The organism is Laceyella sacchari (assembly GCF_024927925.1).
Taxonomy (GTDB): domain Bacteria; phylum Bacillota; class Bacilli; order Thermoactinomycetales; family Thermoactinomycetaceae; genus Laceyella; species Laceyella sacchari.
This window is the reverse complement of record NZ_CP103866.1, coordinates 2,769,350-2,784,641: the sequence shown is the minus strand read 5'-3', so window position 1 is coordinate 2,784,641 and position 15,292 is coordinate 2,769,350. Positions and strand designations below refer to the sequence as shown.

18 protein-coding genes and 1 riboswitch are annotated in these 15,292 nt (G+C 51.3%); of the genes, 11 read left to right on the top strand and 7 right to left on the bottom strand.

Translation table 11 applies throughout. The features are described 5' to 3' along the window. The first annotated feature begins 243 nt into the window (after positions 1-243). Both NYR52_RS13650 and NYR52_RS13645 read left to right on the top strand, forming a co-directional pair. Entirely contained in the window at positions 244-711 is a 468-nt protein-coding gene (locus tag NYR52_RS13650; protein WP_106342241.1) for a hypothetical protein, read from the top strand. A 25-nt stretch (positions 712-736) separates the two neighbouring features. Then, entirely contained in the window at positions 737-1,129 is a 393-nt protein-coding gene (locus NYR52_RS13645) for an acyl-CoA thioesterase (RefSeq protein WP_246026889.1), read from the top strand. Positions 1,130-1,226: 97 nt separating this feature from the next. On the opposite strand, the gene NYR52_RS13640 is transcribed toward NYR52_RS13645, so the two are convergent. Next, positions 1,227-1,457 carry a DUF1128 domain-containing protein gene (locus NYR52_RS13640; RefSeq protein WP_158283269.1) on the bottom strand — a complete coding sequence of 77 codons (231 nt, stop codon included), beginning with the start codon at positions 1,455-1,457 and terminating at the stop codon, positions 1,227-1,229. 102 nt (positions 1,458-1,559) lie between these two features. Between NYR52_RS13640 and NYR52_RS13635 the strand changes: the two genes are divergently transcribed. Further along, entirely contained in the window at positions 1,560-1,958 is a 399-nt protein-coding gene (locus NYR52_RS13635; protein WP_132221065.1) for a DUF309 domain-containing protein, read from the top strand. Between the two features lie 39 nt (positions 1,959-1,997). Here the strand turns inward: NYR52_RS13635 and NYR52_RS13630 are convergent, their stop codons facing one another. Further along, positions 1,998-2,576 carry a YdcF family protein gene (locus tag NYR52_RS13630; RefSeq protein ID WP_259435834.1) on the bottom strand — a complete coding sequence of 193 codons (579 nt, stop codon included), beginning with the start codon at positions 2,574-2,576 and terminating at the stop codon, positions 1,998-2,000. 79 nt (positions 2,577-2,655) lie between these two features. Beyond that, entirely contained in the window at positions 2,656-2,967 is a 312-nt protein-coding gene (locus NYR52_RS13625; protein ID WP_102993253.1) for a hypothetical protein, read from the bottom strand. A gap of 213 nt (positions 2,968-3,180) precedes the next feature. Here NYR52_RS13625 and tpx point away from each other — a divergent pair, with 213 nt between their 5' ends. Together tpx and thpR are read left to right on the top strand one after the other, a co-directional pair. After that, complete coding sequence (tpx, locus tag NYR52_RS13620; RefSeq protein ID WP_022736989.1) at positions 3,181-3,702, top strand: thiol peroxidase; 522 nt, start codon at positions 3,181-3,183, stop codon at positions 3,700-3,702. Positions 3,703-3,771: 69 nt separating this feature from the next. After that, positions 3,772-4,365, top strand: a complete 594-nt coding sequence (thpR, locus tag NYR52_RS13615; RefSeq protein WP_132221061.1) for an RNA 2',3'-cyclic phosphodiesterase — start codon at positions 3,772-3,774, stop codon at positions 4,363-4,365. 28 nt (positions 4,366-4,393) lie between these two features. Here thpR and thiC read toward each other — a convergent pair whose 3' ends face one another. Beyond that, positions 4,394-6,142, bottom strand: a complete 1,749-nt coding sequence (gene thiC / locus NYR52_RS13610) for a phosphomethylpyrimidine synthase ThiC (protein ID WP_259435833.1) — start codon at positions 6,140-6,142, stop codon at positions 4,394-4,396. 285 nt (positions 6,143-6,427) lie between these two features. Beyond that, positions 6,428-6,541, bottom strand: a riboswitch (TPP riboswitch). Between the two features lie 238 nt (positions 6,542-6,779). Here thiC and NYR52_RS13605 point away from each other — a divergent pair. Continuing rightward, positions 6,780-7,586 carry an ABC transporter ATP-binding protein gene (locus NYR52_RS13605; protein ID WP_132221057.1) on the top strand — a complete coding sequence of 269 codons (807 nt, stop codon included), beginning with the start codon at positions 6,780-6,782 and terminating at the stop codon, positions 7,584-7,586. A gap of 18 nt (positions 7,587-7,604) precedes the next feature. After that, positions 7,605-8,090, top strand: coding sequence for a GNAT family N-acetyltransferase (locus NYR52_RS13600; protein WP_132221055.1), 486 nt, complete (start codon positions 7,605-7,607; stop codon positions 8,088-8,090). A 122-nt stretch (positions 8,091-8,212) separates the two neighbouring features. Here NYR52_RS13600 and NYR52_RS13595 read toward each other — a convergent pair whose 3' ends face one another. Next, positions 8,213-8,887: a site-2 protease family protein gene (locus NYR52_RS13595; RefSeq protein ID WP_259435832.1), complete on the bottom strand. Its 675-nt coding sequence runs from the start codon at positions 8,885-8,887 to the stop codon at positions 8,213-8,215. A gap of 122 nt (positions 8,888-9,009) precedes the next feature. Then, positions 9,010-11,733: an aconitate hydratase AcnA gene (acnA, locus tag NYR52_RS13590; protein WP_132221051.1), complete on the bottom strand. Its 2,724-nt coding sequence runs from the start codon at positions 11,731-11,733 to the stop codon at positions 9,010-9,012. Positions 11,734-12,046: 313 nt separating this feature from the next. Between acnA and NYR52_RS13585 the strand changes: the two genes are divergently transcribed. Continuing rightward, entirely contained in the window at positions 12,047-12,796 is a 750-nt protein-coding gene (locus tag NYR52_RS13585) for an IclR family transcriptional regulator (RefSeq protein ID WP_259435831.1), read from the top strand. A gap of 132 nt (positions 12,797-12,928) precedes the next feature. Further along, entirely contained in the window at positions 12,929-13,282 is a 354-nt protein-coding gene (locus NYR52_RS13580) for a hypothetical protein (RefSeq protein WP_132221047.1), read from the top strand. A gap of 305 nt (positions 13,283-13,587) precedes the next feature. Here NYR52_RS13580 and NYR52_RS13575 read toward each other — a convergent pair whose 3' ends face one another. After that, entirely contained in the window at positions 13,588-13,890 is a 303-nt protein-coding gene (locus NYR52_RS13575) for a pyridoxamine 5'-phosphate oxidase family protein (protein ID WP_259435830.1), read from the bottom strand. Between the two features lie 31 nt (positions 13,891-13,921). Here NYR52_RS13575 and NYR52_RS13570 point away from each other — a divergent pair, with 31 nt between their 5' ends. Both NYR52_RS13570 and NYR52_RS13565 read left to right on the top strand, forming a co-directional pair. Then, positions 13,922-14,206, top strand: a complete 285-nt coding sequence (locus NYR52_RS13570) for a hypothetical protein (protein WP_158283266.1) — start codon at positions 13,922-13,924, stop codon at positions 14,204-14,206. A 407-nt stretch (positions 14,207-14,613) separates the two neighbouring features. Continuing rightward, positions 14,614-15,288, top strand: coding sequence for a 7-carboxy-7-deazaguanine synthase QueE (locus NYR52_RS13565; protein ID WP_259436771.1), 675 nt, complete (start codon positions 14,614-14,616; stop codon positions 15,286-15,288). Positions 15,289-15,292: the final 4 nt, after the last annotated feature.

The window sequence follows — 15,292 nt, the reverse complement described above, 5'->3', positions numbered from 1 at the left end:
ATTCAGCCTCCCTGTTCGTTTTAACTTAACGCAAATCAACGAAAACAATGAATACATCGGAATGAATAAGCGAAGCGGATATTGAGGCAAAAAGACAGGGCGAATAAAGCGGTTGCCGTCGGCGTCCCTTGCATTTGTCATTTTCATTCATCCGGGGTCGACTTGGCAGCCGCACATTTCATTCGCAAAGAGATGAAGTAAATGGTGACATGGTTTTCGGTTTTATTATAGGGGGCATCCATAATGAAAATGAGGGAATTGATTCCATCGTTGAAGAAGTTGAATATTAAAGTACAATCCATCAGCACAATGGAATTAAATCCTGACCAAATGCATACCGTTTTTCACATCATCAATGAAATCGCAGACCACCAACCTGAGACGGACATGTTGTTGCATGGAGAATGGTCGCGTTATCGGCAAAGCTTTTTGAAGCAACGGCTACTGCATGGTTGGCGCAAGATTCGAATGGCTTTCTACTTGGAGCGTCTGGCGCCGCATGATGCGTATGCGGAGTTGGCCGGCCTATTTGAGGCTTGTTTCCATGAGGAGTACCATGAAGTGGGGTTGGAAATGAACATTTTCACTTTGCGGGCTTTTTTGTGGAACCAAGAACACCTGACAGAAAAGATGGGGGCCCATCGCGACCGGCAAGGATGGGTGGAATTGCTTGATTTGCTGGATGCATTGGAACAGGCCGGATACGAGTGAGAAGCGAGCAGCGGAGGCATGCGATATGAAAACGGCGATTCAAATCGAAGTTCGTCCAACGGAGATTGATGTGATGGGGCATGTGAACAATGCCAAATACCTGGAATACATGGAGTGGAGCCGGGAAGATTGGTACAACCGGGCGGGCTTGCCCTTTGATCTTTTATCGGAACAGAATGTGGGCACAGTCACGGTCAACATCAACATCAATTATCGAAAAGAGGCGAGGTTGGGCCAGAAACTGACCATTAGCACCGAGCCGATCCGCAAAGGGCGCACCAGCTTCGTGCTGAAGCATGAGATTGTGAATGAGCGTGGAGAATTGGTTGCTGATGCAGAAGTGATCAGTTGCACCATCGACTTGATAGAGCGTAAGGCAGTGCCGTTGCCGGATGCCTTGGCGCAATGCTTTGCCTAAAATGAAATAGATGGAATAAACCCCTCTCCCAAACCGGTTAGCGGTTGGAGAGGGGCTTTTCTTAACGGTTCGCGCACCAATGGTGTGAAAAGCGGGGCTATTTGTTTTGTTTCAGATCTCGCAATTCGTCCAAGACGCCTTCGATCTCCATCATGGATAATCGGCCCTGTTTTTTTTCAATCATGCGATAGATGTCTAGCAATTCCTCGTATTGTTCCAGCTTGAAGTCATCCGCGGTGATGATTGCGGCGTTGACGATTTTCAGGCTGTCTTTAATCTTGTTGACGATGTGTTCAAGATTTTCGCGCGTGGCTGTTTCCAAATTCACGTAGACGCCATCCTTTCTGTCGTTCACTTATTATCTATTCTAGCGGAAGCGTGGGCAAAAACATAGGAGCAATTGGCGGTTGCTCCCACGAGAGGTGAACAGATGGCTTATCCGCAATTGTATATTGATTTTCTTTATTATTTTAACGTGGAACAAGATTATTATGAGTGCCATGAAGTGTTGGAAGAGCTTTGGCTGGAGGAAGGACGGGAACGGTTTTACCAAGGGTTGTTGCAAGTGGCTGTCGGTCTGTACCACCAACGCAACGGAAATCTTGGAGGGGCGGTTAAGTTGTGGACGGCAGCGCTGGAAAAGCTGGCGGCGTATCCTGAGGAGTGGATGGGAATTGATATGGCTGCGGTAATAAAAGAGACCGAAGCGCGGTTGGCGGCAATCAAAGAAGGACGTCCTGGCACAGGTGGTTTGATGCAAATCCGCATCGTTGATGAGAGGTTGCGGACCGCAGTAAGACAACGCTCCATGGCGGAGAAAGACGAGTGACGAATGTGGAAAAACGCGGGGATGGAACCCGCGCCAAGCTCACATCCGCAACAGTTTCTGCTTAATTAAGGCTAGGCATTCACGCGCTTTGTGGTAAGGTGTGAACAGCACTTGGGAATGAACCGGTGCAGGAGTGGCGCGTACCCCCGCTTGCCGTGCATAATTGAGGGCGCGGTACATGTGGTAATCATGGGTGATGAGGGCAACTTTTTCCCCTTTTGATTGTTTCAGTAATTCGGCGGAGTATTTCAAGTTTTCCTTGGTGTTGTTGGATCGGTCTTCCAATATGAGGTGGTCAGCATGCACACCGCGTGCGATTAGGTAGCGCTTCATGCCTTCCGCCTCGGTGATCCCGCTCACGCCCAATCCTCCAGATAGCAAGAGATAATCCACCCGTTTTTCTTTGTACAGGCGAAGTGCCAGATTTAACCGCTCTTTGAGGGCGGGGCTGGGCTGTTGATCCCAAAGGGCGGCTCCCAGGACAACGGCGATGCGGTGATGCTCTGCACTAGGTTCTGCATGGTCATAACGCGAGACGAGGTTCCACAAAGTGCAAAACGGGAGGAGTAAGACGATGAGCGTAATCACTCCGCCGATCATCCATTTATTGGCCAGCATCTTTTTATCCACTCCTATTTGACATCTGTTGACGGGGAATAGCGAACTGTTGGCCAGGCCGCATCCCTTTCTATTTATTTCATTCAAATGGGCACGAAGACATGAATGAAGGGTGGGGATGATAAATGGAAAATTTGCCGTTTTCCCGATTGAGGTCAATGACCAAGCCATCCATCCACTTGGCATCTTGCGGCAGCCATGCGAACAGGACGCCGTCGATACGTTTGGTCTGAAAGGCAGGTGTGGGTTCGGTCATTTCCAAGGCAAACGTTGGTGCACCGCAACCCGAGGTCAGGGAAATGACCCGGAACGCCAGCGGGGCCGTGCTTTGTTCTTGCCAGATCAGCCATTTCATCTTTGCCAATGCCAATTCGCTCACTTGGATATTCATTCCGGTATCGCTCCCCTTTAGATCACTTTCTTTGTCACTATAGCATGGATGAAGAAGAATGAAAAATGGGGGAGCAACAGGCATGTTCAAAGAAAAAGTGGATATCCTGTAGATGAAATCAAGTGGGGGGGAATCCGCCTGGGGTGGGGGATTTTCCTGATCTCGGCCTCATGGTAAGATGGAGACGAGCCAAAAAAAAGGAGGCTATATACCATGACGATTGAACGCCAAGCAGCAGTGACCTTTAAAGGAAACCCGGTGACCCTGTTGGGACCGGAATTAAAAGTAGGCGACAAAGCGCCGGACTTCACGGTGTTGGCCAATGATCTGAGCCCGGTGACACTGGACAGCAGCAAGGGTTCTGTACGTATCATCAGCGTTGTTCCCTCCGTGGACACGGGCGTGTGCGATATGCAAACACGCCGTTTCAATGAAGAAGCTGCCAAATTGGATGGGGTAAAAGTGCTGACCGTCAGCGTTGATTTGCCATTTGCCCAAAAGCGTTGGTGCGGTGCGGCTGGAGTGGAAAACGTCCAAACCCTGTCTGATCATCGGGACCTCTCTTTTGGTACCGCATACGGTGTAGCGATTAAAGAACTGCGCCTGTTGGCTCGCGCAGTATTTGTCGTTGACCGCAACGATCAGATCGTGTATGTGGAATATGTACCAGAGGTGACCAATCATCCTGATTATGAGGCGCCTGTGTTGGCGGCTAAAAAAGCATTAAATGCATAATCTACATATGCACCCAAAGTCCAGCTACCCGCATAGCTGGGCTTTGCTTTTAAAAAGGAGGGAAGAGAGATGAAGGAAGCATCCACTGAGCGGTATTTTGTGGCTTTGCCCATCCCGGCGGCGCAACGAGCCGGATTGAAGGCGTGGGTATGCGAAAAGAAGGAAGAATGGCCGTTTACCAAATGGGTGCACGAGGCGGATTATCATCTAACCCTTCAATTTTTGGGAGATGTTGCGGCGGAGCAACTAAATCAAGTCAAAGAAGCGTTAACGCTGTTGGCACAGGAAACCGTTCCGTTTCGGCTGGCAATGGAGGGGATCGGAACGTTTGGGCGTCCAGATCGCCCCCAGATTTTATGGGTAGGTGCAACGGGTGAGCTGGAGCGCTTGCATGCTCTGCAATCACTGGTGACAGCCAGGATGCGTCCACTCGGCTTTAAGCCCGATGATCGTCCATACCGCCCACACATCACCTTGGCCCGCAAATATCGACAAAGTCGGTTTCCCTATGATCGACTGAACGAAATAAGCTTGTCTCCAGAGATTGAACAGCCTTGGTTGGTAGAAGGCGTGGTCTTGTACCGCTCCCACTTGGGTCGCATCCCCATGTATGAGGCAATCGGCTGGTATCCATTTAAACATAACAAAGAAGAAACGCCGTAGTCAGCGTTTCTTCTTTGTTGTTGGCAGGTTATTGGTATAAAGAGGAACCTTTCTCTTTAAATTCCTCCGCTTTTTCCTTCAAGCCTACTTCCGCTGCTTCGGCCAGACTTAACCCGTTTTGCTCGGCATATTCGCGAATATCTTGTGTAATTCGCATGCTGCAGAACTTGGGGCCGCACATGGAGCAGAAATGGGCTGTCTTGGCCGGTTCCGCTGGCAAGGTTTCATCATGGTATTCCTGCGCCCGTACGGGATCGAGCGAGAGGTTGAACTGGTCGCGCCAGCGGAACTCAAACCGCGCTTTGGACAAGGCATCGTCCCGTTTTTGGGCGCCAGGGTGGCCTTTCGCCAGATCGGCGGCATGAGCGGCGATTTTGTACGCGATTACCCCTTCTTTGACGTCTTCTTTATTAGGTAATCCCAGATGCTCTTTCGGGGTGACATAACAAAGCATGGCGGTCCCGAACCAACCGATCATTGCCGCGCCGATGGCTGAAGTGATGTGATCGTAGCCTGGCGCGATGTCAGTCGTCAATGGGCCCAGGGTGTAGAAGGGAGCTTCTTGGCACACTTCTTGTTGAATGTCTACATTTTCTTTGATTTTATGCATCGGCACGTGGCCAGGCCCTTCAATCATCACTTGCACATCGTATTCCCAAGCGATCTTGGTCAGTTCACCCAAGGTATACAGTTCAGCCATCTGCGCCTCATCATTGGCATCTGCAATCGATCCAGGACGCAATCCATCTCCGAGAGAAACGGAAATATCATAGCTCCGCAGGATCTCGCAGATTTCCCGGAAATGCGTGTACAAGAAGTTTTCCTGGTGATGGGCGAGACACCAAGCTGCCATAATCGAACCGCCGCGAGATACAATACCTGTTGTACGGTTGGCAGTGAGCGGAATGTATCGCAACAATACACCCGCATGAATGGTGAAATAGTCAACACCTTGCTCGGCTTGTTCAATCAGCGTGTCGCGGTACATTTCCCAAGTGAGCTTGGCCGGATCGCCACCAGCTTTTTCAAGTGCTTGGTAAATAGGTACGGTGCCCACTGGTACGGGTGAGTTGCGGATGATCCATTCCCGGGTGTTGTGGATGTTTTTCCCTGTGGACAGATCCATGATCGTGTCAGCACCCCACAGGGTAGCCCAAGTCATTTTTTCCACTTCTTCTTCAATGGAAGAAGTTACGGCGGAGTTACCGATGTTGGCATTGATTTTGACGTGAAAATTTTTGCCGATAATCATCGGTTCCGCTTCTGGATGGTTGATGTTGCTCGGGATAATAGCGCGTCCGCTGGCCACTTCTTCCCGAACGAATTCAGGCGTCACATTTTCACGGATAGCGATGAATTCCATTTCCGGCGTGATGATGCCCTTACGCGCGTAGTGCATCTGGGTTACGCTTCGGCCAGGGCGCGCGCGCAATGGGCGTGAACCCGTTTGGGGAAAGGTGCGGAAGAGATTTGCTTTTTCCTCGGATTTGAACCCATTGTCAATCGGTTGCACCTTGCGGCCTTCGTATTCCTCCACATCCCCGCGTTCCAGAATCCATTGCCGCCGCAGTTTGGGCAAACCTTGCTCCAAATTGATTGAAGCGTCTGGATCGGTGTACGGGCCGCTGGTATCGTAGACGCGCACCGGTTCATTTGGGGTTTCTCCCTGAGAATGGGTGGTCGGAGACAATTGGATCTCCCGCATTGGCACCTGAATGTCCGGGCGTGAACCGGGTACATATACCTTGCGGCTATTGGGAAAAAAATATCGTTCCATGTCACAACACTCCTTGCGCTCTTGTTCGGACGGTCATATGGACAGGAGTTTGGCGCGCAGGGGCAAACAGAGGCGATGGTCGGGGTGATTAGAAATGGGGGCGCGTGCAAGCGCAACCGATATGTGCGGTGTGTCGATGCGCCGTGAGGAGAATACGGTGGTGTGTATGTGTGCATAGAAAAAGCCATACGCCCAGCGCGTATGACTTGAATGGTCAAAGTGTGAAGGAGCGCATCATAGCAGAAAATCCGTCGACAAGTGTCTTGTTCGACAAGGTTCCGCAATGAAGCGGTTCCAACCCATCCCTACGCTGGCATTACCCAGATCAGGTTAACCGGTCGGCGGCAGAGTGCTCCGCCCTCTCAGCCTGGCTTACTCCAAGCTCCCGTCTTTCACATATGAAGGTGTCCAGAATTTAAAGTATCATGACAATAATTTTCTGTCAACAAAGAATAGGTATGCCGTTCACATATTTGTCATTATTTTGCGAAAAAAGCGGGTTGGTGCCTGATTTTATCAAGCTATACTTAAATTGTAAGTAGTTGGAGAGTGAAATTTATTCTGAGATTAGAACATTAACATACACAATCATACATGGAATTTCAGCGTAATTGGGTTAGGAAGGGATGGGTGAATCATGCGGATTGAATGGTCTCATATCAGAAAATGTTATGAAATATCTGATGCACGGACCCGCCCAGCTCGGAACCAAATGAAGAACATCGGCTTACTTGATTTTTCAGCATCAGTCAGTGAAGGGATCACAGTGGTTCTAGGGCCACGGGGAGCGGGCAAGTCCACTTTGCTCCGAGTGACAGCGACAGTGATGGTACCGGATGACGGCAATGTGCTGTATCAACTGACAGACAAAGAAATGGTAGAATGGTCGCGGGGATGCTTGATGGCATCGGGAATATCCAGTGTGTCGCCGCTCAAACAAATCATTAGCTATATACCGCATGCTAAGCAACTTGACAATGATATGACCGTGGAACAGTCGCTGATCTTGCAAGCGCGTAGCAAGCGGGTGTTGCGGTCTCGCAAACGGGCGATGGAATTGCTGACGCGTTGGGGATTGGCCGGTGTGCGCCATACACCGTTGTACCAACTGCGCGGTGGGGCGCTGAAGCGCTTTTTATTGGCGCACGGATTGATCGGCAAGCCGCGCATATGGATTTTGGATGAGCCTACAGAGGGGTTGGACCCATTGGGGCGGGCTTTGTTGTGGCAAGAATTGCGGCACCCGTCCAAAGACCGGATTACGCTGATTGCCACAGAACGGGATATGGCCTTGGCTGAACTGGCTGATCAATTGATTTTGATGGAATGTGGCCAATGCCGGCGTCACGGCAAGCGCAAATGGCTGACTGCTGGCGTTAAGGAAGGCACGGTTAGTGCGTGGTATCGGACGATGCAGACTTTTTCCTATCAACAAGAACGATAACGGGATGAGGGAACCAGTATGACAGAATTGGAATTAAGGCTGGCAGAGACGGATGAGGAAAGACAGTGGCTGGAGGCGTTATGGCAAAAGGAATGGGGTGGAACAACGATGATCACCCGCGGCCGTAGCACCGCTTTGGCGGATGTACAGGCAGTGATCGCCTACAGTGGCGGGGAACCCGTGGGAGCGGTTACTTGGCGCATGGACGAACAAGATGCCGAACTGATGAGCCTCAATGCCTTGCGGGAAGGCCAAGGCATCGGTGGGGCGTTGCTGGCGCGCGCTGAGCAGGAAGTGAAAGCCATGGGAACGACGCGCCTGTACCTGATCACTACCAATGATAATCTGCATGCGCTTGCTTTTTATCAAAAACGGGGCTATCGGTTGGTGCGCCTGTTTCCAGGGGCTGTCGATGCCGCACGCCGGATGAAGCCGACCATTCCGGTCATCGGGTACCATGGGATTCCTTTGCGTGATGAGTTAGAGTTGGCGAAGGCATGGTGACGGCGAATATGCAAGGTATGGCAACGCCCCCTCTTGACGGTGTGCGTGAAGGGGGGGTGCCTTTTTGACTGGAGACGTGTCTCGCGCAAGAAAGCAAGCTGGATTTCCATAGCGAAGGTTGTTCACATGAACAGCAATGAGAGGAGATTACTCATCGCCTCGATGGTCATGGGGATCGCATAGTTGAACATTGGTCCAAAGACAAATTGGCCAAGCGGTGTGATGGCCAAGATAAGGAATACAAAGATGCCCCACTGTTCATATTGTCCCATCTTGGCTCGTAGGCGGGGAGAGACCAAGTCTTCCACTATGCGATAGCCATCCAGCGGTGGGAACGGATAGAGATTGAAGAAGAACAACAACACATTGATATGGACAATGGTCCCAAACAAGGTGTTGACGATATAACCGGCTTGCGAAGATATTCCATCCATTAAGCCAGCGGCGGTGGCTACCATCCAGAGCGCCATGGTGACCAAGGCGACAAGAAGATTGCTGAATGGGCCCGCAAAGGTGACGAGAATGCTGTACAGTCGCGGTCGACGAAAGTGACGGCGGTCGACCAAGACGGGTCTGGCCCAACCGAAATGGAAGAAGATAAAGAATAATGTTCCCATCAGATCGAGATGGGCGGCCGGATTCAGAGTCAGGCGTCCATCGTTTCGGGGGGTTGGGTCCCCGAAGCGGGTCGCTACAAAAGCGTGAGCGAACTCATGCACGGTTAACCCGATCAATACCGCTGTCAGCAAAAACGGCAGTTGATTGAGCGTGGCTGAGAAATAAGACAAAAAATCCATGGTTATCACCTGTCATCTCAAATGGATTGCATATAGAAAAGCAGTGCCATGTTGGCACTGCTTTTATCATAGCATTTGTATCATCTCAACGCGATTCCCAAATGGATCGCGAAACTCCATGGTTATGCTTTGCTCTCTTCTTGGTTGGCCAGGATTTGGCGCAATACTGTTTGCAAAATGCCGCCATTGCGGTAATACTCAATATCCACAACACTGTCCAGGCGCACAGTTACATCAAATTGGACAGAAGAGCCATCTGGTTTGGTTGCGGTCACAGTGAGCGTTTGACCTGGAGTCACTTCGTCGTTCAAGCCGGCGATATCAATTTTCTCTGTGCCGTCAAGGCCGAGCGATTGCCAATTAGCTCCGTTGGCAAACTGTAACGGCAACACGCCCATGCCGACGAGGTTGCTGCGGTGGATCCGCTCAAAGCTTTCCGCGATGACAGCTTTTACCCCGAGCAAGTTGGTCCCTTTGGCGGCCCAGTCACGAGAAGAGCCAGTACCGTATTCTTTGCCCGCGATGACGACCAATGGGGTGCCTGATTTTTTGTATTCCATCGCTGCATCGTAGATGGACATCACTTGTTGGGATGGCACATGTTTGGTTACGCCACCTTCTGAACCCGGCACCATTTGGTTGCGAATGCGGATGTTGGCGAAGGTTCCACGTGTCATTACCCGGTCATTACCACGACGGGAGCCGTACGAGTTGAAGTCTTTGACAGCCACGCCTTTATCTTGCAAGTAGCGTCCAGCTGGGCTGGTCGGAGCGATGCTACCGGCGGGAGAAATATGGTCGGTGGTCACGGAATCGTTGAGCAGCGCCAGGATGTGCGCACCCGTGATCGGCTTGATTTCTTCCACATCGGCGGACATGTCGACAAAGAATGGAGGCTCTTGGATATAAGTTGAATCTTGATCCCATTCATACAGCACGCCTTTGGGGGTTGGCAGCTGGTTCCAACGTTCGTTGGCGTCAAAGACTTGCGCGTATTGTTTGCGGAACTGCTCGGCGCTGATTGCGGAGTTCATCACTTGACTGATCTCGTGCGAACTTGGCCAGATGTCTTTCAGATAGATGGCTTCACCCGCATCATTGTGGCCAATGGGCTCCGTAGCGAAGTCGATGTTCACCGTTCCCGCGAGCGCGTAAGCAACTACCAGTGGTGGGGATGCCAAATAGTTGGCTTTGACCAGCGGATGAATCCGTCCTTCAAAGTTCCGGTTTCCGGACAGGACTGATGCCACAGTTAAGTCGTTTTCTTCAATCGCTTTGCTCACTTCATCAGACAGCGGACCGCTGTTGCCGATGCAAGTGGCGCAACCGTAACCAGCGACAGTGAAGCCCAATTTGGCCAATGGTTCGATCAAACCGGCCTTTTCGAGGTAATCGGTTACCACTTTGGAACCAGGTGTCAAACTGCTTTTGACGAATGGTTTAACAGTGAGTCCTTTTTCAACCGCTTTTTTCGCTACCAAGCCGGCGCCAACCATTACGGACGGGTTGGAGGTGTTGGTACAGCTGGTAATCGCTGCGATCACAACTGCGCCTTGATCCAATTGATAGGAGGAACCGTCCGGCAGGCTGACTTGCGCTGATTTGGCGCATTCTTCTTCGCTCAAGCCGAAGCCGCGTTGATCGATAGGCTTGCGCAATGTTTCATTCCAAGCTTCTTTCATAGCGGTAAGTTCAATGCGGTCTTGCGGGCGTTTTGGTCCGGACAAGCTGGGGACGACGGTGCTGAGATCCAGTTCAACGGTGTCGGTGAAGACTGGGTCTGGCGTATCGTCGGTACGGAACAAGCCTTGTGCTTGGTAATATTCTTTCACCAAGGTGACCAATTCTTCATCCCGGCCAGTGTTGCGGAGGTAGTTCAACGCTTCGTCGTCGACGGGGAAGAAGCCGATGGTCGCACCATACTCAGGAGCCATGTTGGCGACGGTGGCCCGGTCTGCCAGGCTGAGATTGGAAAGTCCCGGTCCGTAGAACTCGACAAACTTGCCGACGACTCCTTTTTTACGCAGCATTTCGGTTACGGTGAGTGCCAAGTCAGTGGCGGTGGCACCATCTGGCAATTGTCCGGTCAGTTTGAAACCGATGACTTCCGGAGTGATGAAGTACAGCGGTTGTCCCAACATACAAGCTTCTGCTTCGATTCCGCCTACACCCCAACCGACGACGCCCAAGCCGTTGATCATCGTCGTATGGGAGTCGGTTCCGACAAGGGAATCAGGGAAAACGACAGTTTCACCGTCGACTTCGCGGGTAGCTGCTACATTGGCTAAGTATTCCAAGTTGACCTGATGCACGATCCCGGTTGCCGGCGGTACGGCGCGGAAATTGTCAAGCGATTCAGCTGCCCATCTGAGCAGGCGGTAACGTTCTTCGTTGCGCTCAAACTCCAAATTCATGTTGTACTCAAGTGCGTCTTGGGTTCCCGCTTTGTCAACCATAACAGAGTGGTCGATCACCAGGTCAACCGGAATAAGCGGATTAATGCGTTCTGGGTCGCCGCCGACGCGCGCCATAGCCGAACGGAGCGCGGCCAAGTCCACCACGGCCGGAACACCGGTGAAGTCTTGCAATACAATGCGGGCAGGCTTAAATGCGATCTCCTTGTCGGAGCGCTTGTCAGCCCAAGTGGCCAATTGTTCGATATGTTCTTTGGTTACAGCTTTGCCGTCGTATTGACGCACGGCTGCTTCCAGCAACACTTTGATGGAGAAAGGCAAGCGGGAGACAGGGCCAATCCCTTGCTCTTCCAATCCGTTCAGACGATAGTAAACATACTCTTGCTCCCCGACTTTCAGTTTGGAACGAACGTGAAACAGGTCGTTTGTCATCGTGGAACCTCCTTTTAGCGAACGCAAAATGATGTAGGTCAGTTTCATCTAGTGAAACTCGGTTTCTAATTTCGTTTTCATTATACAATGGTTTTGAAAAGTTGTATAGAGTGCTTTCATTGAAAAATCGCGGAATCTTTGTGCAAGCGGCGGGCGTTCTTTCTTTTCAAAAGGTCGGAATGCAGTATTCACAAGGGTTTTCGTAATCATCCTGCCTGTTTGAGGAGTCTTAAACATGCTTGTAGGTTTATCCCGCGTTTTTGGTATAATAGGTGAAAAGTTGTTTCGTAGAGTGAAACCGGAGGGGTAAACGGTGAGTGATGAGAAAAAGTCAACCGTGCGTGCGGCGGAACGGGCTTTGGATATCCTTCTCTGCTTTGTGGATGAAGGGAGCTTGGGCATGATGGAGATCGCCGAGCGTACCGGATTGAATAAAAGCACAGTATTTCGCTTGCTGGCGACGCTGGAAGGTAAGGGATTTGTGAAGCGGGATTCGGAGACGGACAAGTATCAGCTCGGTTTCCGCGTGTGGGAACTGGCTACTAGCCTCAACCAATCAGACGAACCGGCCGTTCTGTTTTTACCGGAGATGGAACGATTGCGAGATGAGTTGGATGAGACGGTTAGCCTGTATTACCGTATCGGCAAAGAGCGAGTCCGTGTCCAGGCGATTGAAAGCAAACAAGCCATTCGCCGCGTGGCGCCGGTCGGGGCGCGGTTGCCATTGTATTTGGGGGCTTCCAGCAAAGTGCTGATGGCTTATGCCAGTGAGGAAGAGCTTCAGGAGTTGCTGGCAGATCCCGATTGGCCTGACAATGTCAGCAAGGAAGTATATTTGGAACAATTGCAGCGCATCCACGACGACGGCTACGCCATCAGCGTTGAAGAGCGGGAAGCGGGAACCGCGGCGGTCAGTGTGCCTGTATTTTCACGGCAAGGGAGGTTGGTGGCGGCGTTGGCGGTGTCCGGCCCTGTTTCCCGCATGAATGTCAAGAAAATGGTACAGTGTGTGCCCAGTCTCAAAGAGTCAGCCCAGCGGATGGGCAAGTTGGTGCGTGAGTGAGGCCCCTAAAAAACACAAAGGGGCCTCACTCACTTGTGACAGTGTGGTGAGGGTTCGTGAAAAGTGGGAAGAGAGGCGCTTCGTTTGTGATATAAAAACTAGAGAGCAAAAGGGAAAGGGGAGCATGGCGTTATGAAAGTGGCGGCAATGGGATGCTTTTTGGGGTTTGTCTTCACTTTTCTGTTCACTTTGTACAGGTCCCAAGTGGAAAAAGCGAAACATGGGAAACTTCCTTCCTTGAGCAGGGCCAAATACCGTAAAATGTATGTCTCATCTTTTGTGTTTCTTGGTATTTTCATTATCGCGCTGCTAGCGGCCAAAGGGATGGGTGACGGCAAAGCAATACCGACTGTTTCTGATCCACCCACTTCCCAGTCAGAAATCGACGCAAATGGGACGTCGTCGAGCGACGATCTGGAGGATGACGACAAGCATGATAAAGATGAGTATAAAAAGAAGCGCAAGCATGACAACGATGATGACTGAGGCGGACAGCCCCATGGGCTTGGCGTGATTGCGGTAAAAATAAAAGAAGAACGCCTGCAAAGCGGCGTTCCTGTCATTGTTACAGCTCGACTTTAAACCGGTTTAACAGGATTTGTTTTATGCGTTGGCACTGTTGCTGGTGCCATTCATCACGATGATTTGATCCAAGGCGAAATTGATCACTTCAGCTTCATCGTCGGTAAAAGTCCATGTATACATATCATCGGTCGTTTTTGCTACCTGACTCCCTCCTCTTTTTCAGTCTGTTCAAGGAAAATGGCGGTTAGCCATGCCGGTCAAGACTTTTACATGTCATCTCGCTGGGTACGACTGCCGTAGCAAAGTGCTTCCGGTGCTGCGGTGGCTTCGGCGAGATCGGTGATGGGAGCGACGTTTCCAAACAACATGACGCCGGTGTAAGACGTGCCGGTCTCGGCCGGGACAGTGGACACGACGATGGTTTTGTACTCTTGGGCTAAAGTGAAACAGAGCGGGCTGGTGGCGGTGCTTAGCGCATCTGCTTTCCGCCCGCTTTCGCTTCCATGAAAATAAATCGCATCTTGATTACCAGACATCGTTGAACGGAACGACGTAAGTCCCTTCCGCATCGACGAGGCCCAAGTAGTTGACGCGGGTGGAATGAAGCAGTTGCCGCACCCGCTCTTTGTCATGCAAACGTTTGGTTTTGTGGAGGATCGGGCGTCTCGGGTTCCTTTGGCTGAACAACTGGCGCGGCAAGTGGTTGCTGCCAGCCGCTCAAGCCAGTTGCCGGCTGGGTCTGAACTACCCATGGTGCGCGCATGGGAACGGCGATTGCAAGTGTGCGGCGAAATGGTGCATTTGAGCAGCCCCGCCCGTGTGCCGGGATGTTTCCCCCGTCTGGTATTTCCACCCCGCCAGAGGAAGAGAGCGCCCACGTGTTGAAGCAAGTGGCAAGTCGGGCAGTAGAAGCTTCATGGCAAATGGAGCAGTAAGACCCTTTTGGACTGTTGCCGCCGCTCCGATCCAAGATTCAGAGTTTGTTAACGGGCAAAGATTTAAGGTGGGGAAACAATGGATGTCTTCCGGTTGTACCATTGGTGTTAGATGCGGTCACAGCGATACGGGTATTGTTTGCTTAATGTATGAGAGAGATCGTTACGGCCTTCTGTGTTTCTTTTTTGACATTGCCAATCATCTTCCTATTGCTAAGAGGGAAGCCCTTTTGCTAGCATGGCTAGTAGGTGTTTTTCATAGCGGCGACCGGAGTGTGTTGCCCCATTTTGTTGTAAAAGAGAAGAGGTGCATTTGTGCCACAAGCGCATCAAACGATAGATGAAGTGAAACTACCCATGGTCGAACTGTTTGAGACCGTAGAGGGGGAAGGGACACAGGCTGGGTATCCGACGACGTTTGTGCGGGTGTTCAACTGCAACCTGCGCTGTACGTGGTGTGATACGCCTTACAGTTATGCGCCGGCCAAGCCGGAATTTTTCGCTACCATCGCTGAGATTGTGGCAGAAGTGAAAAGGTACGGTCACCCCCGTATTTGCTTGACGGGCGGGGAGCCGCTCATCCACGGGGAGAAGTCACTTATGCTCATTGAGGCGTTGGCACAGCTGGAAGAAGTGGCAGACATCCACATTGAGACCAATGGCGCCATTCATTTGGCTCCGTTTCATGCTTGGCGGGAAGCCAATCCCGAGCGGGGGCAAAAGGTTCGGTTTGTCCTTGACTATAAACTGCCAGCCAGCGGGGAACAGGAGAAGATGATCGAGGAGAACTTCACTTTTTTGCGTGATACGGACGAAGTGAAGTTTGTCATCGCCGACGATACGGATTTTGATATGGCGGTTGAAGTAGTGAGACAGCGGATGAAACGGGGCGTCCCACTGTTCAGTCCGGTGTGGGAAAGCATGCCACCTGCCCGCTTGGTCGAGCGGATGTTAGCAGAGCGTTTGACGCAAGTGAAGTTGAATTTGCAATTGCATAAAGTGATTTGGGACCCAAATGCTAGAGGAGTGTGAGCAG